21 protein-coding genes are annotated in these 24,890 nt (G+C 31.6%); 8 read left to right on the top strand and 13 right to left on the bottom strand.

Translation table 11 applies throughout. The features are described 5' to 3' along the window. Positions 1-14: 14 nt before the first annotated feature. The 4 genes from mreC to BKH44_RS02675 are packed head-to-tail and all read left to right on the top strand — an operon-like array spanning position 15 to position 5,044. Positions 15-827: a rod shape-determining protein MreC gene (gene mreC, locus BKH44_RS02660; protein WP_095269795.1), complete on the top strand. Its 813-nt coding sequence runs from the start codon at positions 15-17 to the stop codon at positions 825-827. Further along, positions 824-2,908, top strand: coding sequence for a hypothetical protein (locus tag BKH44_RS02665; RefSeq protein WP_095269797.1), 2,085 nt, complete (start codon positions 824-826; stop codon positions 2,906-2,908). Before mreC ends, BKH44_RS02665 begins: the two co-directional genes overlap by 4 nt. Then, positions 2,901-3,884, top strand: coding sequence for a class I SAM-dependent methyltransferase (locus tag BKH44_RS02670; protein ID WP_095269799.1), 984 nt, complete (start codon positions 2,901-2,903; stop codon positions 3,882-3,884). The genes BKH44_RS02665 and BKH44_RS02670 overlap by 8 nt, the downstream gene beginning before the upstream one ends. Continuing rightward, positions 3,881-5,044 carry a capsular biosynthesis protein gene (locus tag BKH44_RS02675; protein ID WP_095269801.1) on the top strand — a complete coding sequence of 388 codons (1,164 nt, stop codon included), beginning with the start codon at positions 3,881-3,883 and terminating at the stop codon, positions 5,042-5,044. The genes BKH44_RS02670 and BKH44_RS02675 overlap by 4 nt, the downstream gene beginning before the upstream one ends. Before the next feature lie 6 nt (positions 5,045-5,050). On the opposite strand, the gene BKH44_RS02680 is transcribed toward BKH44_RS02675, so the two are convergent. Together BKH44_RS02680 and rpe are read right to left on the bottom strand one after the other, a co-directional pair. Next, complete coding sequence (locus BKH44_RS02680; protein ID WP_095269803.1) at positions 5,051-5,800, bottom strand: 3'-5' exonuclease; 750 nt, start codon at positions 5,798-5,800, stop codon at positions 5,051-5,053. Beyond that, complete coding sequence (gene rpe / locus BKH44_RS02685) at positions 5,797-6,435, bottom strand: ribulose-phosphate 3-epimerase (RefSeq protein WP_095269805.1); 639 nt, start codon at positions 6,433-6,435, stop codon at positions 5,797-5,799. Before rpe ends, BKH44_RS02680 begins: the two co-directional genes overlap by 4 nt. A gap of 82 nt (positions 6,436-6,517) precedes the next feature. On the opposite strand from rpe, the gene BKH44_RS02690 reads away from it, so the two are divergent. Genes BKH44_RS02690 through BKH44_RS02700 form a run of 3 tightly spaced genes read left to right on the top strand, consistent with a single transcriptional unit; the run spans position 6,518 to position 8,626 of the window. Beyond that, a complete protein-coding gene (locus BKH44_RS02690) occupies positions 6,518-7,351 on the top strand; it encodes a class 1 fructose-bisphosphatase (RefSeq protein ID WP_095269807.1) in 834 nt (277 codons plus the stop codon). Continuing rightward, positions 7,344-7,547 (top strand): hypothetical protein, encoded by a 204-nt coding sequence (locus tag BKH44_RS02695; RefSeq protein WP_095269809.1) that lies wholly within the window; start codon positions 7,344-7,346, stop codon positions 7,545-7,547. Before BKH44_RS02690 ends, BKH44_RS02695 begins: the two co-directional genes overlap by 8 nt. Continuing rightward, positions 7,544-8,626, top strand: coding sequence for a DUF354 domain-containing protein (locus BKH44_RS02700; protein WP_095269811.1), 1,083 nt, complete (start codon positions 7,544-7,546; stop codon positions 8,624-8,626). Before BKH44_RS02695 ends, BKH44_RS02700 begins: the two co-directional genes overlap by 4 nt. Before the next feature lie 115 nt (positions 8,627-8,741). Here BKH44_RS02700 and BKH44_RS02705 read toward each other — a convergent pair whose 3' ends face one another. The 6 genes from BKH44_RS02705 to dnaA all read right to left on the bottom strand — a co-directional run bounded on the left by BKH44_RS02705 (position 8,742) and on the right by dnaA (position 16,914). Next, a complete protein-coding gene (locus BKH44_RS02705; protein ID WP_095269813.1) occupies positions 8,742-10,901 on the bottom strand; it encodes a TonB-dependent receptor in 2,160 nt (719 codons plus the stop codon). Positions 10,902-10,965: 64 nt separating this feature from the next. Beyond that, positions 10,966-11,304 carry a dihydroneopterin aldolase gene (locus BKH44_RS02710; RefSeq protein WP_180674087.1) on the bottom strand — a complete coding sequence of 113 codons (339 nt, stop codon included), beginning with the start codon at positions 11,302-11,304 and terminating at the stop codon, positions 10,966-10,968. Position 11,305: 1 nt separating this feature from the next. Next, the gene (gene plsY, locus BKH44_RS02715; protein WP_095269817.1) at positions 11,306-11,974 is read right to left on the bottom strand and encodes a glycerol-3-phosphate 1-O-acyltransferase PlsY; all 669 of its coding nucleotides are present in this window, start codon (positions 11,972-11,974) and stop codon (positions 11,306-11,308) included. 18 nt (positions 11,975-11,992) lie between these two features. Further along, the gene (gyrB, locus tag BKH44_RS02720) at positions 11,993-14,317 is read right to left on the bottom strand and encodes a DNA topoisomerase (ATP-hydrolyzing) subunit B (protein ID WP_095269819.1); all 2,325 of its coding nucleotides are present in this window, start codon (positions 14,315-14,317) and stop codon (positions 11,993-11,995) included. A 14-nt stretch (positions 14,318-14,331) separates the two neighbouring features. Then, positions 14,332-15,411 (bottom strand): DNA polymerase III subunit beta, encoded by a 1,080-nt coding sequence (gene dnaN / locus BKH44_RS02725; protein WP_095269821.1) that lies wholly within the window; start codon positions 15,409-15,411, stop codon positions 14,332-14,334. 183 nt (positions 15,412-15,594) lie between these two features. Next, positions 15,595-16,914, bottom strand: coding sequence for a chromosomal replication initiator protein DnaA (gene dnaA, locus BKH44_RS02730; protein WP_095269823.1), 1,320 nt, complete (start codon positions 16,912-16,914; stop codon positions 15,595-15,597). A gap of 96 nt (positions 16,915-17,010) precedes the next feature. On the opposite strand from dnaA, the gene ruvC reads away from it, so the two are divergent. Next, positions 17,011-17,493, top strand: coding sequence for a crossover junction endodeoxyribonuclease RuvC (gene ruvC, locus BKH44_RS02735; RefSeq protein WP_095269825.1), 483 nt, complete (start codon positions 17,011-17,013; stop codon positions 17,491-17,493). A gap of 40 nt (positions 17,494-17,533) precedes the next feature. Here the strand turns inward: ruvC and BKH44_RS02740 are convergent, their stop codons facing one another. The 5 genes from BKH44_RS02740 to BKH44_RS02760 all read right to left on the bottom strand — a co-directional run bounded on the left by BKH44_RS02740 (position 17,534) and on the right by BKH44_RS02760 (position 24,433). Next, entirely contained in the window at positions 17,534-18,340 is an 807-nt protein-coding gene (locus tag BKH44_RS02740; protein ID WP_257842573.1) for an ABC transporter substrate-binding protein, read from the bottom strand. Continuing rightward, the gene (locus BKH44_RS02745; RefSeq protein WP_257842574.1) at positions 18,337-19,116 is read right to left on the bottom strand and encodes an ABC transporter ATP-binding protein; all 780 of its coding nucleotides are present in this window, start codon (positions 19,114-19,116) and stop codon (positions 18,337-18,339) included. Before BKH44_RS02745 ends, BKH44_RS02740 begins: the two co-directional genes overlap by 4 nt. A gap of 20 nt (positions 19,117-19,136) precedes the next feature. Next, positions 19,137-20,075 carry an iron ABC transporter permease gene (locus BKH44_RS02750; protein WP_095269827.1) on the bottom strand — a complete coding sequence of 313 codons (939 nt, stop codon included), beginning with the start codon at positions 20,073-20,075 and terminating at the stop codon, positions 19,137-19,139. Beyond that, positions 20,065-22,275, bottom strand: coding sequence for a TonB-dependent receptor (locus tag BKH44_RS02755; RefSeq protein ID WP_095269829.1), 2,211 nt, complete (start codon positions 22,273-22,275; stop codon positions 20,065-20,067). Before BKH44_RS02755 ends, BKH44_RS02750 begins: the two co-directional genes overlap by 11 nt. A 154-nt stretch (positions 22,276-22,429) precedes the next feature. Beyond that, on the bottom strand, positions 22,430-24,433 hold the full coding sequence (locus BKH44_RS02760) for a TonB-dependent receptor (RefSeq protein ID WP_095269831.1): 2,004 nt from the start codon (positions 24,431-24,433) through the stop codon (positions 22,430-22,432). Between the last annotated feature and the right edge of the window lie 457 nt (positions 24,434-24,890).

Below are 24,890 nucleotides of genomic sequence, written 5' to 3' on the forward strand. Positions count from 1 at the left end.
ATAAGTTATTTTGGATGAAATATAAGCCACTTACCCTTATTATAATTTTATTGGCATTGATTTTTATCATTTTCGATTCAAATGATTTTTTACATTCAAAAACACTCCTTCTAGGAGATAAAACAAAAATTTTATTTTTTGAAAGCAAAGAAAATATCAAGCTATTTTATGAAAAATATATGCAACAAGCACATAGCATTGAAGAATACAAAGCAAAGCTTCAAGATTATTCCAAACTCCAACTTCAATTCCAAACTCTTCAGACAAGATTCAATCAACTATCAGAATTTCTAAATCAAAAAATGCCTTATCAAAAACCAGATTTTATACCAACAAGATCTTTTTCATACGTAACCATAGGTAACTATAATCGTATATGGCTAGATTTTGATATTTCTTCTTATCCAAAAAATAAAATTTTTGGGATTGTCCAAGATGGAAATGCTTTAGGTATAGCAACAATAAAAAATAATAGATTAATGGGCTTATTAAATGGGGATGAAAACTCTAGTTATGTAGTCCATATTGGCAAAGACAAAATCCCTGCTATCATCAGATACAATAGCACTGATCCTGAAAAAATATTGGCAGATTTTATCCCTTCTTGGATGAAAGTCAATATTGGTGATGAAGTTATCACAAGCGGTTTAGATGGTATTTTTACACCAAATATCCCAGTGGGGAAAATCACCAACATTATCCAAAACTATGGCTATATCACAGCTGAAATCATCCCTTATGCTAAAAAAAACCATCCTGAATATGTATGGTTAGTCGACACCAAAAAACCACAAACAAATTTTAGTTTAGAAAAAGACAATAAATGAACCAGAACAACTTGATGGAAAATAATCTGATTGAGATCGTTCATTTACTTGAAAATGCCACAAATAAAAATCATATTGACCTAGCCTTCAACCAATACTTAAAGTTATTGGGAAACAATCATCAAATACAAGACAAAACCCAATCAAAAAAACTCATAAACCTATTTAGAGACAAAATATATTCTCTGATTTTTTCAAAAGGTGATATCCTTGATAAAATTTATCTTTACCTCTATGAACTAGTTGATGCGAATAATGAAATAGATTTGAGGTTTGAACCTTTCATAAAAATTGCAGAAAAAAATGTATTTTCTAATAATATTAACGATGAAGAAAATATGATGCTCATTGAACTTGGAAGTATTTGCAAAATACTATCAGGGCATAAGTTTGAAGGCATTACATTCTATATAAAAAATATCTGCCTGATAGACATCCATTCTAATGCTGCCCAACGATCTACAAGCTTTATCATTAAGGTTTTTGAAACACTTATGATCCCAATTGATATTTTTATCCAAGCAATGCAAGAAATTTTAGAAAAAAATTATTTTTTTACCCTACAAACCAAACAAAGACGTTCTATTTTTAACTGGCAACTACATATTTTCTGGAATATAAAACATTTTTTTAATCACAGAGATTGGCTCTTGCTCTACCCCTTATGGAAAGAAATATTTTATGAACTTCTTGATAGTTCTGATACCAAAAAAATTGATGAAGCCCTCTATGTGCAATTTTTCATCTATCATATATGTGGCAATAACTTCACTTCTCAAGAAGAATGGAAAAAATTTAATCAAGATATCACACAAAAAGCTTCCAAAACTTATTCAGAATTTGGAAAAAAATTCAGATTGACACCTTCAAGCAAACATCAAAAACCAAAAAAAATCATTGCATTCTTACGCGATAGGCTAGTAGAAAATTCTCCTTACAAAGTTGAATATAGCTTTCTAAAAACCCTCATACAACAAAAAAAGTTCATGCAAAATTACGAAATCAAAATCTATTTGATGAATTTTTTAGAAAAAAGTGATAATGATCCTTTGATAAAAAAATCTTATGAAGAATTAGGTATTGAGGTCATTGATGTGGTCAGCATTTTCAATCAAGAAGGCTATTACAATTCACACTTTTCTAAAGCACTCAGTATTCGAGAATCTATCATTAAAAATCAAATAGACATTATCATCAGTCCAAATAATGGTTATGGAATCAGCGATTTTATCCTCGCATCTAAAAGTGCACAAAAACAAATATTTTGGAGTCATGGTAATTTTGTGTATGATTTACCTCAAATTGATACCAAAATCACACATATATGTCCACAATCAGGTATCATAAAACACGAAGGGTACGATTTCTTTGGGTTCACTGTGCCAATGGAAGAAAAATTTTACAATCCTCCTATACCTGAAGACATTATCCAAAAAGAAAAATCAAAATACCCACAAAACAAAATCATATTAGGACTCATCGGCAGATTGACAAAAATTGATTCACTCCCTTATCTTGAATCCATCATTAATATAATGATAAAAAAACCCAATAGCATATTTTTAGCTTGTGGTACAGGAAATATACACGAGATAAAACAAAAAATTGCCTCTATTAATATCAATATATTAGAAAGATTTTTTTTCCCTGGATACATTAATCCTTCTATTTATGGACACATCATTGACTTTTGGCCTGACAGTTTCCCGATGGAACAAGGTGAAAGCAAAGTGGAGTTTAATGCCAAAGGAGGGCTTATACTAAACTTCTCAAAAGAGAGTAAAGAATCCTATGAAATCCGTGCAAAAAAATGGATAGAAGAAAACACACATACTATCAAACAAGAATGCGAGAAAATGAATGTTTCATTTGAAGAATTCAAAAAAATTCGCATTCAAGAAACCTCTTGGATTGCTTTCAGTCAAAAAGAATATATCCAAAAAGCACTCAATCTTTTAAGCCTTACCAAAAATGAAAAGCAAATCCTCTCAGACAAAAGACTTCTACTCAGAAAGATTTATGAAAGCACTCGGAAAAACAATGGTTTAGAATCTTTTTTAAAAGCACTTGAAAATGTCTGAAATAGGTATTTTTGGTTTTGGGAATGTGGGGAAGAATTTTTATTCTCTGCTCCTTGATTTAGATTTTAAAAATATTATTATTTGTGATGAATATTTAAATGATTCGACAATCCAGCACAATCCTACCTGTCTCAAAGGTTGCAAAGCTATCATTATCTGTACTGCAAAAAAAGACCTTAAAGAAATATTTTTACAAAAACTCCTAAAATTGTCCATACAAAAAGAAAAAATCCGTTTTTATATGGGATGTTTTTATATCCCATATTGGTTAAAAAATAATATCAAAAATTACTTTGATACCTTGAACCAAATCTTATTTATCAACAATATCTTATCAGATACACCTAACCTCACAAGACTTCAAAAAATACTCAAAACAGCCATCAATTCAACTACAAAAACTCAAAAAAATGCAGCATTCTATGATAGAGTGTATCAAAAAGACAAATCAATAAAAAATTACAAAACAAGCATCTATTATCCAGGTTGGGAATATGCTTGTAAAATCTTGACTGAATATGGTATAAATAATGCCAATATACTTGATATTGGATGCGGGAGTGGTGATTTTGCCCAAATGCTTTATGAAAAAAAATTCCATCAATATAAAGGCATAGACTTCAGCATCCAAGCCCTAAATATAGCCAAAGAAAAAACTCCTCTTTGGAAAAATCATTTTAAATTACAAGATATTTCTAAAATCTCTAAAATCTCTAAAATCTATACCCATATATGTATTTTTGAAGTGTTAGAACATATTGATGAGGATTTTTCTATCTTAGAAAAAATCCCTAGCAAAACCAATATCATTGCCTCTGTGCCTAATTTTTATTCACAAGGACATGTTAGGATTTTTGAAAACCAAGAAACTATTATCTCTAGATATAATCACTTGCTTTTTTTCAAAGATTTTTTTGAACTTGAATTAGAAGGGGATAGGGATAAAATATTTTATTTCAATGCTGTAAAAAAATGAATACCTCAACACAAAATCATCAACTAAAAATCCTTATTCTATGTGCGGCAAATCCAGCTACTAATCCAAGACCAAGTCGGATGATAAGCCTTTTGAAAAAAAAACATAAAGTCTACGCAATGGGCATTTGTGCTTCTGCGATGAAAGACATAAAAGTCTTCAGTTATCCTGCCTTCAAAAAAAGAAATTTGTTTGAAGAAATCAAGCTTTATAAAAATATTGTTTTCAAAAAATACCAAGAACTCATACATACCCCTAATCGATTAAAAATCATACAAATATTGCAAGAACATCATTTTAATCTCATTATATGTCACGATCTTGTTCTGCTCCCTATTGTGCTTGCACACAAAAATAATGCCAAAGTTTTATTTGATGCTAGAGAATTCTACCCTGCCCAAAACAGCACTGATTTTAGATGGAAACTATTATTTTATAAATTCAATGATTTCTTGTGCAAGACTTATCTCCCACTTACTGATTTCAATATCACAGTTTCTAAAGGACTCCAAGAATCTTATAAAAAGCACTATAATATAGATTGTGAGTTATTTTATTCATTGCCAAAATATCATGACATCACTCCAAAGCCAACCAAAGCCAAATATATTAAAATCATCTATCATGGTGCAGCCAACCCTAATCGTAAAATACAAAATATGATTGAAATGTCCCAATATCTCCAAGACAGATTTAAGATAGATTTGATGCTCATCAATACAGACAATAAGTATATGGATTTCCTAAAAAAATTATTAGCAAAAAAACAAAACAAAAATATAAATATCATCCCTCCAGTCCCTTTTGAAGAACTCATACCATTCAGTTCTGATTATGACTTAGGACTATACATTATCCCTCCAACTACACTCAATCTAAAATACGCCTTGCCTAATAAATTTTTTGAATATATTCAAGCACGATTAGGGCTCATAATTGCTCCTAGTATTGAACTAATACCTTTTGTGAAGACCTTTAAAAATGGTATCATCACTAAAGATTTTCACCCCAAAAATATCGCAACAAGCATCAATTCCTTACAAACAGACGATATCAAGCATTACAAACAAAATTCACATAAAGCTGCCAAAATCCTAAATCTACAAAATAATCAAGAAAAACTAGATTCTATCCTCAAACAATTATTTTCAATGAGATAAAAAACATTATGGTTTTTTTCCTTTAGAAAAATCAATCAAATCTTGCGTGCTAAAAACCCAAGCTGGCAAAGAATACAAACAAATTTCAAAAACCCGTAAAGAACTCAAAGCATCTGCATAGGCTCGATGAGATACAGGCGTATTGATACCCAAAAACACATTCAAAAATGCTAAAGAATATCTCGATGATAAAATACTCTTGCGAGCTAAGTCAATAGTACACAATCTTGGGTTGAGCATTTTATTCAACCCAATTTGTTCCATATGAAAACTGATAAAATCATAATCAAAATTCACATTATGTGCAACAAAAACACTATCCTCTAAAAACTCTCTAAAAGAAAATAAAACTTCTTTGTTATCAGGAGATGCCTGAGTATGTTTTGGAGTAATGCCTGTAAGTTCAGTGATTTTTTCAGGGATTTCTTGAGCATAAACAAAGCTTTCAAATTTATCTATTATCTGATTATTACAATATTTTATAGCTCCAATTTCAATGATAGAGGAAGAGGCTGGTTTTGAACCTGTTGTTTCAATATCTACAAAACAAAAAACCTGTTCCTGCCATCGTGTCTTTGTAGTGCTTAGGATAATATCGTCATCTTCTTGTAATAGTGGTAAACCACAAGATTTCAAAATTTCCAATCTAACTTCAAAATCATCACAAACATCTATCATATTATGCAAGTGATTCGAAAAATCAGCCTTTTTTATTGAGGAAACTTTTAGCCGTTCAAGCAATTTAGAAAAATTCATCGCAAAGAACTAATTGCCTTTGCATAATCATTATTAGTAAAAATATAACTTCCAGCCACAACTATGTCTACTCCTACTATTTTAAGTAAATCAATATTTTTGTTATTGACACCACCATCTACTTCTATGAGACAAGAAGGATTGTATTTATCAATCATTTCTTTAAGATTTGATATTTTTTTCTCTATGCCATCAATAAATTTTTGCCCTCCAAAACCCGGATTCACGCTCATCACTAAAACCATTTCAATATCTTTTATGATATATTTGAGGGTTTCTTCACTGCTGTGAGGATTCAAGACAACAGAAGGTCGTATCCCATAACTTCGTATATACTGAATCAATCGATGTAAATGCTTTTCCTCTTCAATATGCACACTCATAAATTCAGGCTTCAATGGAGCAAATAAATCAACAAAAAATCCGGCATTTCGCACCATTAAATGAATATCCAAAGGCTTAGAAGAAATTTCTGCAACTTTTTTGACGACTAAAGGACCAATGGTGAGGTTTGGCACAAAATGCCCATCCATTACATCAATATGGACATAATCACAGCCTGCTTGGCAAATGGATTTTATTTCAGAGCCTAAATTTAAAAAGTCTGCAGACAAAATACTGGGTGCGACCAACATAAAAAACCTTCTTAAATCAGATTCTAAAGAATATCATAAAACGCAATAAGATATAATTTAAGAAAAAAATTTCGGAGTATAAATGCAGCAAAATTTTATCTCGATATTACAAAATTGTTCACTAAAAATACAAAACATCCTTAGACAATCTCATACAAATTATCTAAACAGCACAAATCCAAGTGGTGATACACAGCTTGCTCTTGATATCCAAGCTGATAAAATTATAGAAGAAGAACTTTTAAAACTAGATTTCATAAAAGGTATTTGTAGCGAAGAAAAATCCAAAGCTATTTATAAAAACAATGGTTCTTACCTTGTTGCTTATGATCCTCTTGATGGATCATCAATCATAGAATCCAACCTAAGTGTAGGTTCAATATTTGGTATTTATGAAAAAGAATTTAAAGCCAGTAAACTTATAGGAGCTGCTTATATTGTTTATGGTCCTAGACTTGAACTTATTTTTGCAGGGGATAAACTGCATTATTATGTGCATACTGGAGAAGATTGGCAAGAAAAATCACCTCCTGCACTCAAGAAAAAAGGCAATATCAATGCAACCGGGGGTACGCAAAAATATTGGGAAACCAATCACAAAAAACTGATAGAAAATCTATTTGATGAAGGTTATCGTTTGAGGTATTCTGGAGGGATGGTTCCAGATTTGCACCAAATACTTATCAAAGGAGGAGGACTTTTTAGTTATCCATCGACATCAGACGCACCAAAAGGAAAACTAAGAAAACTTTTTGAAGTTTTTCCTTTTGCTTTCATTTATGAAAAGGCAGGGGGAGAAGCTATTGATGGCAAAAATCGCTTGCTTGAACTTGATATTAAAGATTTACATGAAAGTACAGCTTGCTTTTTAGGCTCTGAATATGAAATCAAAAAAGTAAGGAATTTTTATGAGTGAAGCCCAAACCCCTAAAGATTTATGGCAAACTAAATTGGATGAAAAATTACAATCTTTAAAAGCCTGTCAAAATGAAAAAAATCTTCAAGGCTGTTTTACTTGCAAAGATATTTTGGAATGCCAAATAAGGAAAGATTATGTCAAAGCCGTTTATGAAAGTATGAGCAAAGGACAGAGTGGAGATTTTGAATTTTGATTTGGCTAGATATCATAGATCCAAAATATGTACTGTTTTTTAAAGATTTTATCCCATATTTAAAACTATTAGATGAAGTCCTAATCACAACTAGAAAAAGCCCTGACTATTCTGAATGTGCAAAACTTTTAGATCTTTTTAAAATACCAAATATTGTTATTGGTAGCTATGGTGGACAAAGTTTGGAAGGAAAATTTGAAAAAAGACTTCAACGTCAAAAATCTTTTTTAAAACTTTTTAAAAAATATAAATCCCCTAATCTTTTTATTACGGGAGCAAGTGTCGATGGAACTCAATGTGCGTATGGCTTAGGGATACCTATCATCCAATTTTCTGACACACCTATTAAAGATGAGGTTTTTTCTTTAGAAAAAATCACGCTTTTATCTCGACTTACATTGCCATTAAGTTCACTCATATTCCATCCATTTATAGTCCCTCAAATCTGTTATACCTCCTTAGGTATACCAACAAAAAATATCATCCCTTATGATTTTATTGATGTAGCCCTATGGCTAAAAAACTTCCAACCACAAAAAGATTTTAGAGATAATCATAAAATCCCTAAAAACAAGCCTACAATACTTATCCGTGAAGAAGAATACAAAGCTCATTATGTCGATAAAAAACTCCCAATCATCTATGAAAGCGTTTCTCTACTCTGTAAAAATCTTGATATTAATATCATCATAATGCCACGATATGAAAGTCAAAGCCTCAAAAAAAGCTTCAAATCCTTCAAAAATATCTATATCATTGAAGAAAAACTCAAACCAAATGAATTTTATCCTTATATAGATATTCTTATTGGAGGAGGAGGGACAATGAATTTGGAGGCTTGTTATTTGGGTATCCCTACAATATCAACACGATCTTTGTTTTTATTTCATGATAGATACCTTTTAAAACACAAGCTAATGAAGCATTGCAAAAGTCCTCAAGAAGTTTTCAAAACAGTTGAAAAAATTTTACAAAATCCACAAGTTGAACTAAAAAAATCCAATAAAAAATTATTCGAACCAAAAGAAGCAAATTTTGATGGTATTTTCAAAACCATCAAAGATAAATTTTATGCCTGAATTAATTTTATATTAATTAGAGAATGTTTTATTCATAAATAATATTGTCTTAAAATCAAAAAACTTCACTATTTCAGAAGAATATAAAAGATTATTCTTCAGCTCTCTGAATTTGTCAAAATCTATAAGAGATTTCAAATCTGCCATCAAATCCTGGATTTGGCAATGCTTTCCTTACTTGATTGATAGCATCATTTGCAGATCCATCAGCTTCAACTTTAAAGGGTGAAGCTTGATCAATATAAAATCGATTAAAAAGATTGTTTAATACAATTGAAAATGCTAATCCTTTTATTTTTGGTGGAGTGTAATTTATGTAAATATTATGAATATCATAACCTTGTTTATGGATATGACTAAACTCTTTGTTATAAATATCATAACCTTCATAATCAAGTTCTTGAATAAATCGACTTACCCAAGATAAGTCCAGCCCAATAGAAGCAAAATTATAATCAAGCTTTAAAATATAAGTATTACCTGTTGTAGCTCCAAGTTCATAAGTATCTGCAATCAATTTCCCTCTCACAGTAGGGAAACTTCTAGAAAAACCAAAAGTAGCTAAAAAACTCTTATAATTAAAACTTGCTCCTGCTTCAAATCCATAAATATTAATTTTATCAGTTAAATTTGTCCTCATTCCTCTGTTGGCATCTATATTTCCTGTAGAATCAATAACATTATCCTTTCCATAACTATTGATAAAATCGCTGATGACTTGATAAAATACAGCTCCCCTCAAGCTAAAATATTCTTGTGTATAATCTGCATCAAATTCTACATTTTGTCCTTTTTCAGATTTCAAATGTGGATCAATAATGACATCGGGATCTTGTATCAAAAGAGCATCCCCAGGCAATGCACCACGAGTAACATACGCATAAGAAAGTTTTAAATCAATATCTTCAATTGGATTATATAAAATAGCAACAGAAGGAGAAAAACCTTGTGTAATATGATTTTGAGAGTTTTTGTCAAAATAAGTATACACATCATAACGGGTTCCTGCTCCAATCGTCAATGATTTTACCAGTGAATAATTTGCTTGAATGTAAGCCCCAATTATATTACTGCTTTCTTTTCCCCTTTGTTCTGCATTGACTATTTTTTGATCTTTATCCATAACTGTCATATTTTGATAGTCAATTCCATAATCAAATGTATTACTATAATCTGTAGCGATAGGGTGAGAGATTTTGAGATCCGCTCCAAAATTGTTTAAAAATATATCTCTAGGTGTACTTCCTTCAAAATCAGCATCTTTTAGAGCTTCTCCATCAACGGTCTTTGTGGTTTCTGGATTAAATAATGGTGTAAGGTGAATATTCCTAATACTACCATAAGCATTCAACTTAACCTTAGGACTCCCAAAATTTTCATCACCTTTATGATTGTATTCTAATGAAAAATTGTTATTACTATCAACATGATGAAAAAGCTCTTGAGCAAAATCAACTTTTGCTTCGTGTGCATCAGCTGGTGGATTCGTAACATTAGCACGGAATGGTCTGGTTGCATTGTCTCGAGTCATATTGTAACTAAAAGTAATTTTATCTTTTTCATTGATATAAGCATTTGCCTTAAGAAGAATATTATTTTGCTGAGAAGGAGAACCTAGAACTTTATCTTCTTGGGTTGGATGGAAAAGATGTGAAAAATGATCTCCATCACGATAATAAAAAATATTTTGATAAGTATAATAAGCTAAAGCATCAAAATGTTTTCCCATTTTTCCATAAATACTTACATTTTCTCGGATACCAAAATTCGTATAAAATGAACTACCCAAAGAAAAACCAAAATTTTGTCCTTTAGGCAATAAATCAGATGCATCTTTTGTTGTCATAGAAATAGCTCCAGCTAATGCACCTGGACCAGCAGAAGCATTAGCTGAACCTTTTGTAATCTCTATTTCTTTAAGCATACCAGGATCAATGACGGTATTACCTTGATGGTGAAAAGCATTACCATTTTGTGCTGCTCCATCTATTGTAACGCGTAATAATCTATCTTCTATTCCCCTAACATAAATCTTTTGAGCCATCATTCCCCCGCCACCGACATCAACATCAGGCTGAGTTGCAAAAACATCTGACATCTGATTTGATTGTCTTTGACCTAAATCTTTTCCACTTATTACATCTTTATTATTAAATTGAAATTCCTTATCGCCTAAGGCGGTAACTTTATCTAATGTATAATCCTTTTCATCATCTGCAAATAATACCACTGCAATAAAACAACAACCAAATAAACTAAGTGCTTTTTTAAGCATTTTAAGCCTTTCTTAAAATCATAATATTAATTCTTATTATTAATAATATATACTTAAAAAGAGATTAAAAAAATTTATCTATTTTTACACCTACAATGCAATTACTAATAATATCTAATTTTTTAATTGTTAAAGATAAAGATTCTATCACATTAAATTTTTGTTTTAAATTTTGTGTGATATCAAGTAAAGCCTCTTCTAAAAGCTTATATTTTCTTGTTTTTAGGAGTTCTTCAATCATATCTTTTACAGCCACATAATCAATAAAATTTTTATTTCCAAAAGGATAAATCAAAGAACCCTCTAAAAGTACTCTTTGAGGATGTATCCTCTCAAAATCTAAAATACCAATGATAGTTTCAAGTTCTAGTTTTTCAATGATGAGTGTGAAAGATGCAGACAAATCAAAAGACCTTTTTTTCTTCACCTTTGAATAAACGAATTATATTTGGTATATGCGTGTATAAAATAATTATACCAATGATAATGACTGGAGTATGAGTATGGACTTGATGGAGGATAGAAATAGAATAGGGCAATTTTAAAACATAAGGTGTAATAAAAGTGAATATTATCCCGCTTAAAACTCCAATGAGTGAAGAAAGTGAAGAAACTTTAAATATTTTACCAATAATTCCCCAAATAATAAGCCCTAAAATACCTTCAACTGGCATAAGCAATATCACAGAACCAATGGCTGTTGCTACACCTTTTCCACCATTAAAATTTAAATAAGGGCTATAACAATGCCCTAAAATTGATAAAATAGCGATAGCCCATTGTGTTTCATAACTCAAACCAAAAAGTTTAGCTAAAAGCACAATAATTAAGCCTTTGATAGCATCTAAAATGATTGTAAAGATAGATAAGATTTTGGCTTTTTTAGCATTAATATCTTTAAGTGCTCGGTAAACATTAGTCGCTCCAATACTCCCTGAACCAAAGTTACGAATATTCACACCACAAAAAATTTTTGCTAAAAATAATCCAAATGGAATCCCACCAAATAAGTAAGCCAAAATATAAAAAATCACATTAGGATTAGTGATGATATTTAAAACTATATCTTTCAATTCTTTCCTTTATTTTGATCAAACATCCAAATGTCTAACATCTTTTGCGTGTAATTGGATGTATTCTCGTCTAGGTTCTACCTCATCACCCATAAAAAGTGTAAAAATTTCATCAGCTTTTTGTTCATCTGGCAAAGTAACTTTTAATAGTGTGCGATTTTGTGGAGTCATAGTTGTTTCCCATAATTGTTCAGGATTCATTTCACCAAGTCCTTTATACCTTTGGATATAAGCTCCTTTTTTTGCTGAATCTTCTATTTCTTCAAGTAATGTAATTGAATCTTTATTCTTGAGGAATTCTAAGTTCCTTTCAGAAATTTTATTGTAGATAAAATAAGCCTCTTCAAAAAAATTATCAATAAATAAATTCTCATCAATATTTAGCTCTACTAAACCTGATTTTGTTTGGATATAAAGCATAATTTTATCGTCTTTGATAGTTTTACTTAAAATATTACATTCAATTGTTTCTAAAAATTTTTCAATTTTTTCATACATTTGTTTAAAATCTAAAGAGACATATTCTTTATGTTCAATTAGGAATCTAATAACTTCTATCATTGTATAACGTTTTTCAAGTTCTTTGAGTGTAAAACGATAATGAGAAATGTATTTTAAAACTTCAAATAATTCTTTAGTGCCAATTCCTTCAAATTTAAAGTTTTCGATCCCATTTTCAATCAAATATTCTGATAAAGATTTTTCATCTTTAAGATAAATCTCTTTTTTGCCTTTTTTGAATCGATAAAGTGGAGGTTGAGCGATATAAACATATCCATTCTGAATGAGTGGTTTTAAATAACGATAAAAAAATGTCATTAAAAGTGTCTGTATATGACTGCCATCTACATCTGCATCTGTCATGATAATGATTTTATGATAGCGGAGTTTTTCTATATTAAATTCTTCACCTACACCACAACCAAAAGCTGTGATCATATTTTTAATTTCTTCAGATTTTAGGATTTTATCAAGTCTTGACTTTTCTACATTTAATATTTTGCCTCTTAAAGGTAAAATTGCTTGATAAACTCTATCTCTACCTTGTTTTGCTGATCCTCCTGCACTATCCCCTTCAACAAGATAAATTTCGGATTCTGTAGGGTCCTTGCTTTGACAATCAGCAAGTTTTCCAGGCAATGTCCCTACAGAAAAACTTTCTTTTTTTCTTGTGAGTTCTCTGGCTTTTTTTGCTGCTTCTCTACCCCTAGCTGCTAATAAAGCCTTTTGCATGATCGCTTTAGCGTCATTGGGATTTTCTTCAAAAAATTTTGAAAGTTTTTCATAAGTGAGTTTTTGAACGATTGGTTTTACAAATGAACTACCTAATTTTCCTTTAGTTTGTCCTTCAAATTGTGGTTCCATTACTTTAGTTGAAATGATAGCAATTAAACCTTCACGAATATCATCACCTGTTACTTTATTGTCTTTTTCTCTTGCATTAGCATTAGCTTCAATATAATTGATTATCGCACGGCTTAGACCAGCTCTGAATCCTGCTTCGTGTGTCCCACCATCAGGTGTGCGAATATTATTCACAAAACTTAAAACTTTTTCTTCATAGCTTTCATTATAAGCTAAAGCGATTTCGACTTCTGTCTCTTCTTCATCAGCATTGAAAGTTATGATTTGAGAAATGAAGGGTTTTTTATTGATATCTTCAACAAATTGATATAACCCATTTTCAAAATGATATTTTTCTTCTTTTTGAGTTTTTTCATCTTTGAAAAAAATAGTAACATTTTGATTCAAATAAGCCATTTCTTTGAATCTTTTGGTGAGTATTTCAGTACTGAATTCTAAAATTTCCATTATTTCATCATCAGGGAAAAATTCTATTATTGTTCCATGTTCTTTAGTTTTACCTATTACCTCAAGATCTGTTTGTGGGATGCCTTTTGAAAATTCTTGTCTATAAATGTTACCATTTTTTTTGATAGTCATTATCAAATGTTTTGAAAGAGCATTCACTACACTTACACCTACTCCGTGTAAACCACCTGAGACTTTATAAGTGTCTTTATCAAACTTTCCTCCTGCATGTAAAACTGTCAAGACGACTGTAGCAGCAGGAAGATTTTCAGTAGGGTGTAGATCAACAGGAATTCCTCTTCCATTGTCTTCAATGATTGCACTTCCTTCTTCGGTCAGTGTAACTTTTATGGTATCACAATGACCTGCCATTGCTTCGTCTATAGAGTTGTCTACGACTTCATAAATCATATGGTGCAAGCCATTTATATTGGTATCCCCAATATACATACCTGGTCTTTTTCTAACTGCTTCAAGTCCTTTGAGAACTTTTATATTACTTGCACCGTATTCTTTTTTGTTTTGTTCCATTTAAACTCCAAGTATCAGAATATTATAGGCATTATAATGGTTGAGAAATTATTATCTTCTAGCATAAATGGGGTGTTTGGTTCGTTCAAATATAAAGTAAAATCTGTGGATTCAATTTGTGAAAGGAAATCAAGTATGCTTTTTGAATTTGCTCCAAGTGTTATTTCTTCATTTATATTAGTATTAATTTCTATTTGAGTGGTAGCTTTTTCAGAGTTTTCATTGCTGATGGATTCAAATAATATATCATTTTGTTTGATAATGAATTTGATATTGTTTGATAATGAATTGATGAGTTTAATAGAATCTGTTATAACATCTTTTGGTAGTTTGATTTTGTTTTTTGATTCTTTTGGGATGATTTTTTGATAATCTGGAAATTTACCATTGATGAGTTTGGTAAAAAATGTGTAATGGTTATTTTTGATGATGAGTTGAGTTTGATTGTAGAATATTTCAAAGTCATCATAATTATCATAGAAAAGTTTTAAGATTTCTATGATTCCTTTTTTTGGGATGATAATAGACAGGTTTTCTATAGATTGGGTATCATGTTTGATGATAGCAAGTCTCCTTGTATCTGTAGCTACAAAGTTGTAGCAATAATCTTTTATATCTAAGAGTGCTCCGCTTAATTCCGGTTTTTGATTACTGCTTTCAATAGCTGGGTTGATTTTTCTGAGGGAATAAATAAATTTTGATGCGTCAATATTGATCTTTTTGTAATTTTCAATTTCAGATGATTTTGGAAATTCTGATGCATTATACATTGGTAGTTTGAATTTTGATTTTCCTTGTTTGATGTGAATAAAATCATTCTCTGTTTCTAGTATGATTTCACCATCTTTGAGTCTTTTTACGATATCTAAGATTTTTCTTCCATTTACAGTTGCACTACCATCAGATTCTTTTTTAATGATGTCGATTTTTGATTCAATACCAATTTCATAGTCTGTAGCTTTTAATAATAGTTTAGAATCTATTATTTCAAGGTAAATATGGGAAGTGATTTGTGAAGAGTCTTTTTTATCTAGGAATGCTTGAAAATTATTTAAAATGATTTCAAAATTGTTTTTGGCTAAGCTTAGTTTCATTAGTTCTCCTTATTGAAGCATTATAATTTTAAATTTTAACCGCAGTAGTAAGTTTCAGTGAAATAGTGAAAATACTATCAAAATGCTTTTAGTGTAATGTTTTATATGTGAAAATATTAGATTTTATTTTCACATCTTTTCACATCTTTCTGTGTGATTATACCTAAATTTTTTGGTATTTTGTTAGGTTCTTTTATTGCTTTGCTCATTTTGTATCTTGTTTTTCATTTCATCAATCATTGCTTTGATATTAATGTTTTCATTGATTTGTGTGGTAATCATTTTCATTGCTTTGCTTACAGAACTGTGGTCTTTCATATTTAAAAATTGAGCTAGAGCATACATTGAATTGGGTGCGAGTGTTCTAGCCAGATAGATAACTATCCTTCTGGCATTAGCTGTTATTTTGTTCCTTGATTTTGATTTGATTTCACTAGGCTTAATATTAAGTTCTTTTGAAACTATTTTGATGATATTTTCTAAAGTGATGTTTTCAAGATTTTCTTTTTGTGTATCTTTGATAGCATTTTTCGCCATTGATAAGGTAATATGTTGTCCGATGATAGAAGCTTGAGCATTGAGTTTTAAGATAATACCTTCAATTTGTCTTATATTGTCATTGATATTTGAGGCTAGGTAATGGATGATTTCTCTATCAATTTCAATTTTATTCAAGCTACATTTTTGAATGATGATGGCAATTTTTGTTTCTAAACCAGGTGGTTGTATGTCTGTCATTATACCCCATTCAAATCTGGATTTTAATCTCTCTTCCAATCCTAATATTTGTTTAGGAGCTTTGTCACTTGTCATGACGATTTGTTTTTTTTTGTCGTGGAGTTCATTAAAAGTATGAAAAAATTCTTGTTGTACACCTTCTTTTCCACCAAAAAATTGCACATCATCTATCAATAAATAATCACAATTACGATATTTATCGCGGAATCTATCCATTGTATTGTTGTTGATACGAGTGATAAAGTCATTTAAAAATTGTTCTGCTGTCACATAAATGACGATTTTGTTTTTTTCTGCTACTGCATTGCCAATGGCATTTAAAATATGTGTTTTACCAAGTCCTGTCCCACCATATATGAGCACTGGATTATAAATATTGGCTTGTTTTTGAGAAATTTTTTTAGCAATCTCAAAACTCAAACGATTAGAATCACCTACTACAAAAGAATCAAAAGTATAAGATGGATTCAAAATCGCTTGGGTTTGAAATTTATTCCTATGGATAAAACTTTTCACATCTTTTTTTTGTGATTCTACAATGATGTTGATTTCAGGCTTTATTTTTTTATATACCTCAAATAAATGGGATATTTTTTCGCTGTATTTTGTTTTTATCCAATTAGCTATATAGATATTAGGGACAATGAAAACTGCTAAATCCGATTTAGAGGTATTTTCATCATATTTCATTTTAGAGATATATGTATTATATTCATATTCGCTGATTTCATCTTTAAGTTGTTTTAATATATCATTTTCTATCATTTTTTCTCCAAAAATTATGTTTTTCACATTGTGAAAAGTTTAGTGAATAATAGTGAAAATAATGTGTAAAATAAATAAAATGAGAGTAAAAATTAGATGAATATTTTAGGTATTGATCCAGGTAGCAGGAATTGCGGTTATGCAGTGCTTAATCTGGAAAAAGGTAAAATTTTTTTAATTGAAGCTGGTTTTATAAAAATCAAAGAACGTATATTACAACATCAGATTTTAGAATTTGTCGAAGGTATTGATCTGGTTTTAAAATCACATAAAATTGATGAAGTCGCCATTGAAGATATGTTTTATGCTTATAACCCACAATCTGTAATAAAATTAGCTCAATTTCGCGGGGCATTGAGTTTAAAAATTTTACAAGAATTGGGAAATTTTGCTGAATACACTGCTTTGCAAGTCAAAAAAGCTCTGACAGGGAATGGAAAAGCCACTAAAACCCAAGTAGCTTTTATGGTCAAGAGGATATTAGGGATAAAAGGTGAAATAAAACCACTTGACATCACAGATGCTATAGCCATAGCCATCACACATTCACAGCGTATAAAGCTGGATAAAAAAATATAAAAAATAAATAATCCTTTTTCAATTCAAGATATCAAATCAATCATTTAGAATCCAAAATTTTATGGTAGATTTTATCAATATTATCAAGAATGCGGGGTGTACCACGCAATAGTGAATAAGTATCAATATAAAAAACTTCTTTGTCTTGTGAGGCTTTGGTTTGATTTAACAAAGGGTTTGTTGAGAAAAGTTCATCTTGATTCTGCACTCTCAAACCATAAAAAATGATTTCAGGATTAGATTTTAAAATATATTCTTGAGAAAGGATAGGTTTTTTGCCCGGTAAGTTTGCAGCGATATTTTTTATGCCTATGGCTTCAAAAACACTGCCTGGTAATGTATTATTTGGGAAAACCATTAAAGGGGAAACTGAATAAATAAAGACACCTTTTTTATTCAAAGGATTTTCTTTAAATCCTTGTAATTTTTTTTCAAAATCATTTTTTAGTTTGGTCGCTTCGGGTTCTTTATCTAGTATTTTACCCATTTCTTGAATATTTTGTCCAATTTCTTTAAGAGTATCAGCTTTGAGATAAAGAGTTTTGATACCGAATCTTTTCAAATTATTTTCAAGATTCAGGCTATAAGAACTTAATATAACTATATCGGGCTTTAGAGCGATGATTTTTTCTAAAGAAGGGTTTGAGAATGTCCCTACACTTTTTAGTTTTGAAGTTTTTTCTTTAGGGTAGATTTGAGAGCTTTGCATTTTGGCGATAGCAAGTATCCTGTCTTCTCCTCCTAGCATATAGGTAATCTCTATGATAGCAGGATCAAGGATAACTAACATCTGTTTTGTGATTCCAAAAGTGCAGATAAGGCATAGAAATAAAAGCATTTTTTTCATTTTTTTTCCTTTTTTACAATGATAAATGGATATCCATTGTGGTCAATAACATCACAATCAAAACCGTAAACATCCAGCAATATATTTGGTTGGAACAAGTCTTTTGGGCTTCCCGCATAGAGAATTTTTCCTCCTTTGATGAAAAATATTTTTGTACAAAATAACCCAGCTAGATTGATGTCATGTAGAACTGCTATAGTCGTTATATGAATTGTTTTGCATAGTTTTTCACAAAGCCTCATTGTTTCAAGGGCATAATTTAGATCCAAAGCACTTGTAGGTTCATCAAGTAGCAAGATTTTGGGATTTGAAGCTAGGGCTCTAGCGAGCAATACTCTTTGGAACTCTCCCCCACTAAGACTTAGTGCTATACGTTTTTTAAGATGTTGGATATTTAATGATGAAGCGATTTTATCAATCTCTTGAGTATCTGTTATACTATATCCTTTGATAGGATTTTCCAATGAAGAATACCTTCCCATATATAAAATATCTTCAACCAGCAAGGGCATAGAGAGGGAAGATTTTTGTGGCAAAAAACCAAGCATATTAGCTAGGTCTTTATGATTGTAATGTGAAATATCTTTATTAAAGAGTTTTACATAGCCTGAGAAGGGTTTTAAGATACCTAATATTTGTTTTATTAGGGTGCTTTTGCCACAACCATTTGGTCCAAGTATACCGATGAATTCACCTTTTTTTGCATTTAGATTGATGTTTTTGAGGATATTTTGTGTTTGATGATAATCAAAGCATAAACCTTTGATTTGGAGCAAATCCATTGAACTTACCATTTTTATATCCTTTTGCTGAAAGCTAGATAAAGAAAAAGGGGTGCACCAAAAAATGCTGTGATAACACCAATGGGTATTTCAATAGGGGCTAAAACACTCCTGCCAAATGTATCACACAGTAGCAAAAAAATCCCACCAAGTAAGCAACACATTGGTAACATAAGGGTGTGATTATTTGTTTTAGTTAGCATGCGGATAGTATGTGGGATGATAAGACCTACAAAACCTATTAAACCGCTGAATCCGACACAAAAAGCAACAGCCATTGAGGTGACAATGAGGAGATTTTTTTTGCATTTGTTTACATTGACTCCTAGACTTTTAGCTTCATCATCGCCACTAAGCAAAATGTCTAATTCAAATCTTTTGAGATAAAAATAAAACATACATCCTGTCAATGGAATAAAAAGCATAAATACCTGATGCCAAGAAGCCCCACCCAAATACCCCATTAGCCAAGTGATGATTTTGAAAGAATCTTCACCAATGAGGTAAATACTAAAAGTTGTGAACGCACCTAAAAAAGAAGAAGCTGCAATCCCTATGATTAAAAGTGTAGTGATGTTTTGTCTTTTTGAGATAGAAAAGATTATTAGTGAAAATATTACACAGCACAAAAATCCCATAGTCCCATAATAAAAATCAGCCATTTTTAACAAATAAGCTAGCACAGCACCAAATGTAGCACTTGAAGCAATACCAATGATATAGGGGTCAGCAATAGGGTTGGCAAAAACACTTTGGACAACTAATCCAGAGCTTGCCAAAAGCATACCAATCAAAATGGCTAATAAAATACGTGGCAACCTGATGTCAAACAAAATGATTTTGCTTGTGGTATCAAGACTTCCCCAATCAATGCCTACACTACCTATATTGAGTGCAAGTGGAATAGTGATGAGGTATGCGATGATAACCCAAATATAAAATCTAAAAATCATATCTTAGCTCGGCATAATAACTCCTTCCTGCAGCCGGTATATAGCCTGCTGGAATATACATATCAGCACTTGTAGCTAGTTGATAGCTATAGTATTGTGAATCAAATATATTACGCACGCCTGCATTGAATTTGAAACTACCAAATTTATAATTGATGCCTAAATCAGTCAAATTATAAGCATTCATTTTCGTATAACTGGTATCAATTGCTGAACCAAAAAAGCTATTGTTGGTAAAAATGCTTAGGAGTTGTTTGGGATTTTTGATGATATCATAAGCGATACCAAAAGTAATTTTGTAATCGCGTGCTAGAGGAACCCTTTTACCTTTATGCAGACCTTTTGTGATATGTGCATCTAGATAAGATATAGATTCATTAAGGTGTAAGGAATCTGAATCAAATAGGTCTTGGATAGCAACAAGCTCAATCCCAATCCTTTGAGTTTGATCAAGATTGGTGTAAGTCCAGACGCTACCATGGGTGATCTGATTGATATTGATTTCATCTTGAGTGAGGGTGTAATAGAGTGTAGCAGAGAGGTAGCTATAAGTAAACTCATCTTTCCAACCTAGCTCAAAAGTATCATAGACTTCAGGTTTGAGTCCATTGTAATAAATACCTGTTTTATCTGAATTAGTCAGTTGATTGGGTCCGGGTGTAATGAAACCCCGTTCATATTTGGCATAAATATTTCCAGTGGAGGAGTATTTGAAATTTGGGGTGAGTTCTAAGGCATAATTATTCCTAAAAGTATTTTTAGAATAATGAGGGTCTGTTTTGATAGGACTTGTGGCAGGTTTTGTTGGGGGAATGCCTGTTGCAGCTCCAACTGCTGCAGTTGGAGGAGTGGGTCTCATAGCCCCCCCCCCTATTGTTCCCCCACTCCCACTTGCTGGCATAGCAGGGCGAGTGAAACTCATAATCATACGGGTTGTTTTATCCCTACCCATTGTATAATAGCTATTTTCATACCTCACTCCGCCTGTGAGATCAAATTTATCTCCAAAATTGTATTTTTCTAAAATATAGATAGAGTTGGCAAGTTTATTGTTCTTCAGATCGGTTGTCCAGCTATGATCTAATTTGAATGAAGAGGAATTGACATTATAATGAGCTTTTTCTTTGCGGTAAGCATTTTGATAAAGGAGATCATAGCCAAACATCAGGGTGTTGTTGCCTGAAATATATTTGGCTTTGGCATTAAGACCTGCACCTTGATTGAAAAATCTTGATCCTGAGTTGTCAAAAGGGGTATTTATGCCTCTGGTTGAGACTGTCATAATATTGGTTGTGTAATTGAGGTTGTCCATTTGATAAAATCCAAGCAAGTCAAAATGCCAAGAATCAGTCTTTATCCTATAATCAATAGAAGTACTGACAAAATCTTCAGGACTAATAATCCTCCCATCGCCTATTGCAGTCCTGTCTTTTTTGACTTCTGTAAGGCTTAAAGCTGGAGAAGTCGTTGTGAGTGAGTGAGAATAACTGGCATTAAAATGGATGGATTGATTTTGATTTATCTTATAGAGGGTTTCTAAGGCAACATAATAATTAAATAAACTATCCCCTTGTCTGTATCCACTCGTATTAGCAACGCTTATATCGGCTTTTAGGAAAAGATTTTGGGTTATTTTTTTACCTGCGGATACATCAGCACGACCAAATAAGCCATTTTTGGTTTCATATGACCCACCTTTGAGGGCAAAATTAGCAAAATCTTTAGGGTTTTGTTTGGTCACAATATTGATGACCCCACCCCTTGTCCCATTGCCATACACAACAGCCCCACCACCAGGAATGACTTCAATAGATTCTACATCTTCAATATTGATCATGCCAATTGGTGTGATGCCATGGCTAGTATCCAAAAGGTTGATAGGGACACGATTGATGAGGACTTTGATGGCTGTGTTTGCCTTATCGCCTTGTCCTCGCAAATCAATATTTTCTCCGAATCCATTATTTGAAAAAGTCAACAAAGGGACGTAGCGAAGTGCATCATCTAAGGTTTGATATCCTTTGTTTGTGAGTGTAGGTTTGTCAATGACTAACATATTGCGGGCTTCATCTTTGAGCTGCATATCAAATCCAGTCGCTGAGGTTACGACTTTATTGAGAGTAGCTTCTTGTTCGTCTATGGCACTGAGGGTTTGTAATGCTATGATGAGCATTACAAAAGTTTTGTAGAGTTTGTTCATTAAAATCCTTTTATAAAACAATTTTAGTAATTGTTATCATTATAAATCAAATTGCTTTAGCGATTCTTAAAAGTATTTGATTTTTTGTGAATTATTTAAAAAATAGATTGATATAGATGGATTTATCTTTTCTAGGTAGGCATAAGAGAAGAATTTAGAAGTTGTATCTTACTTCTGCATAATAGCTCCTATTGGGCGCGGGGATATAAGTAGCAGTTTCTGTTTTTGATGAATAGTTTTGATAATCGATATAAAGGGCATTGTAGAGATTACGTATTCCGATATTGAATATAAAACCATTTTTTGCTAAGTTTAACCCTAAATCACCAAGTATATAGGCATCCATTTTTTGAAATCCATTATCTGCTCTAGGTCCTAAGAAAGAATTGTTTAAAAATACACTCGCAAGGGTTTTGTTATTTTTAAAAAAATCATAATTCACATTGAGGGTTATTTTGTATTCATTCACATATGGGACTGGTTTGTTTTTTTGATCAGGTATAGAGGTTTTGGTGATTTTTGTTTTGATATAAGAGATGGATTCTGCTAAGTGCAGACTATCAAAAAAATCTTGCATACCTATAATTTCAATGCCAAATCTTGATGTTGTCCCAATATTTTCATATTGATACCAGAATTTTGAACGATCAATATAGTTGATAATAAATTCATTTTGAGTATCTGTGTAATAGCCTGTTAGGGATAGATATGTCCAAGCAAATTCATCTTTCCAACCTATTTCATAAGTGTTATAGGTTGAGGGTTGAAGGGTATCATTGATATATGAACCTGTTGAACCCTGTCCTATTAAGAAAATTGGCAGAGGCGTGATGAAACCCCGTTCATATTTGGCATAAATATTTCCAGTGGAGGAGTATTTGAAATTTGGGGTGAGTTCTAAGGCATAGCTGTGGATCATTCGATTTTTTGAATACATTTCTTTAGAACCAATTTTTTTATAAATATGATAGTAACTATTTTCATACCTTGCCCCACCTGTTAGGTCAAAGTATTTTATAGGTTTTAGGCTATCAAGGATATAGATTGAGTTTGACCACCTACTATCCCCAGTAGCACTTTTAGAGCCAGTTTTTCTGTCTTTGCTTCCAATAATGCTTCCTCCATAAATTGAATCTATTCCAAACATCAAGGTATTGTTGGTGATGGTGTGTTTGCCTTTGAGGTTGAGTCCACCTTGTTGGGTATAGAATAATATTGGGCTTCCAATTATATTTTTGATGACATATTTGAATTTATCTGAAGTTTGTTGATAAAATCCAAGTGCATCAAATTCTAAAGTATTGCCTACTTTTCCTTTATAGTTGAGGGAAGTCATCAAAAAATCTAAATCTTTATGAGTCCCTTGATTTCCAGCAGCTCGCCTATCTTCTTTGAGTTGAATTAAGCTAATATTGTTTGAGTTTAAAGATTTTGTATAAGAATAGGTAGCATTGAAGTTGAGTGAATGGTTTTGATTGAAATTATAAAGAGCTTCAATATTTCCAAACCAGTTGGTAAATTTTTCTTCTTTCCGGTAGCCTTGTTGGGTCTGGATGGAGGCATTGCCCTTTAAAAAAAACTTATTACTAAGCTTTTTGCCTGCAGATAAATTGTATTGGGTGAAGCCAGTTTGTGGAGCTTCATAGACTCCACCTTTGAATGTCATTTGGGCAAAATCTTTAGGGTTTTGTTTGGTCACAATATTGATGACCCCACCCCTTGTCCCATTGCCATACACAACAGCCCCACCACCAGGAATGACTTCAATAGATTCTACATCTTCAATATTGATTGAATTAAATGGTGTACTGCCATGTGAATTCATCGGGTTTATAGGTACACGGTTTAAAAGGACTTTGACTGATGAATAAGCTTCTCCACCTTGTCCACGCATATCTATCTCATCTCCAAATGCCCGACTAGAAAAAGTTATCACTGGGATATAACGCAAAGCTTGTTCAACAGATTGGTAACCTTTGTTTTCTATCTGGGATTTGTCAATGACCAACATATTGCGGGCTTCATCTTTGAGCTGCATATCAAATCCAGTCGCTGAACTCACGATTTTGTCAAGCACTGCTTCTTGCTCATCTAAATCAGTGGCTTCAAGTGTGTAAAAAATTAAAAGACATAAGATACAAATTTTGAAATATTTCATTTTTTAGATTCCTTAATTAATAATTATAATAATCGTTATTAATATATAAATATACTTAACATTTGCTGAATTAATAAATAATTCAACTCCAAATCCCTTCAATATACCTCATTACTCCCCCAAATTGATCTCAAAATATAACATTGTGCAGATGGGTAAATGGGATGAGGTATTATGGTAGGAGAACTTCAATCCATAAAGATTGGATAAGATTGCATCCTTATGCAATCTATTGAGTTTGATGGGATACTCTATTTGAAATGAACTTAATAAATCAAAGATAAGTCCAATCTAATCTTAATTTTATGGGGTTTGCCTGTGAATTTATTTCTTCACCCCCTTCAACACAGCTTTTTTGCTTTTATCCCCTGATAAGATTTGAGTGATTTGATCTGCAGTGCTTTGATTCTTCATTGCACCTTCCTTAGTCTTAAACCCACCTAAGAGATAATAATGA

It is taken from the genome of Helicobacter sp. 13S00477-4 (genome assembly GCF_002272785.1).
Lineage (GTDB): Bacteria > Campylobacterota > Campylobacteria > Campylobacterales > Helicobacteraceae > Helicobacter_J.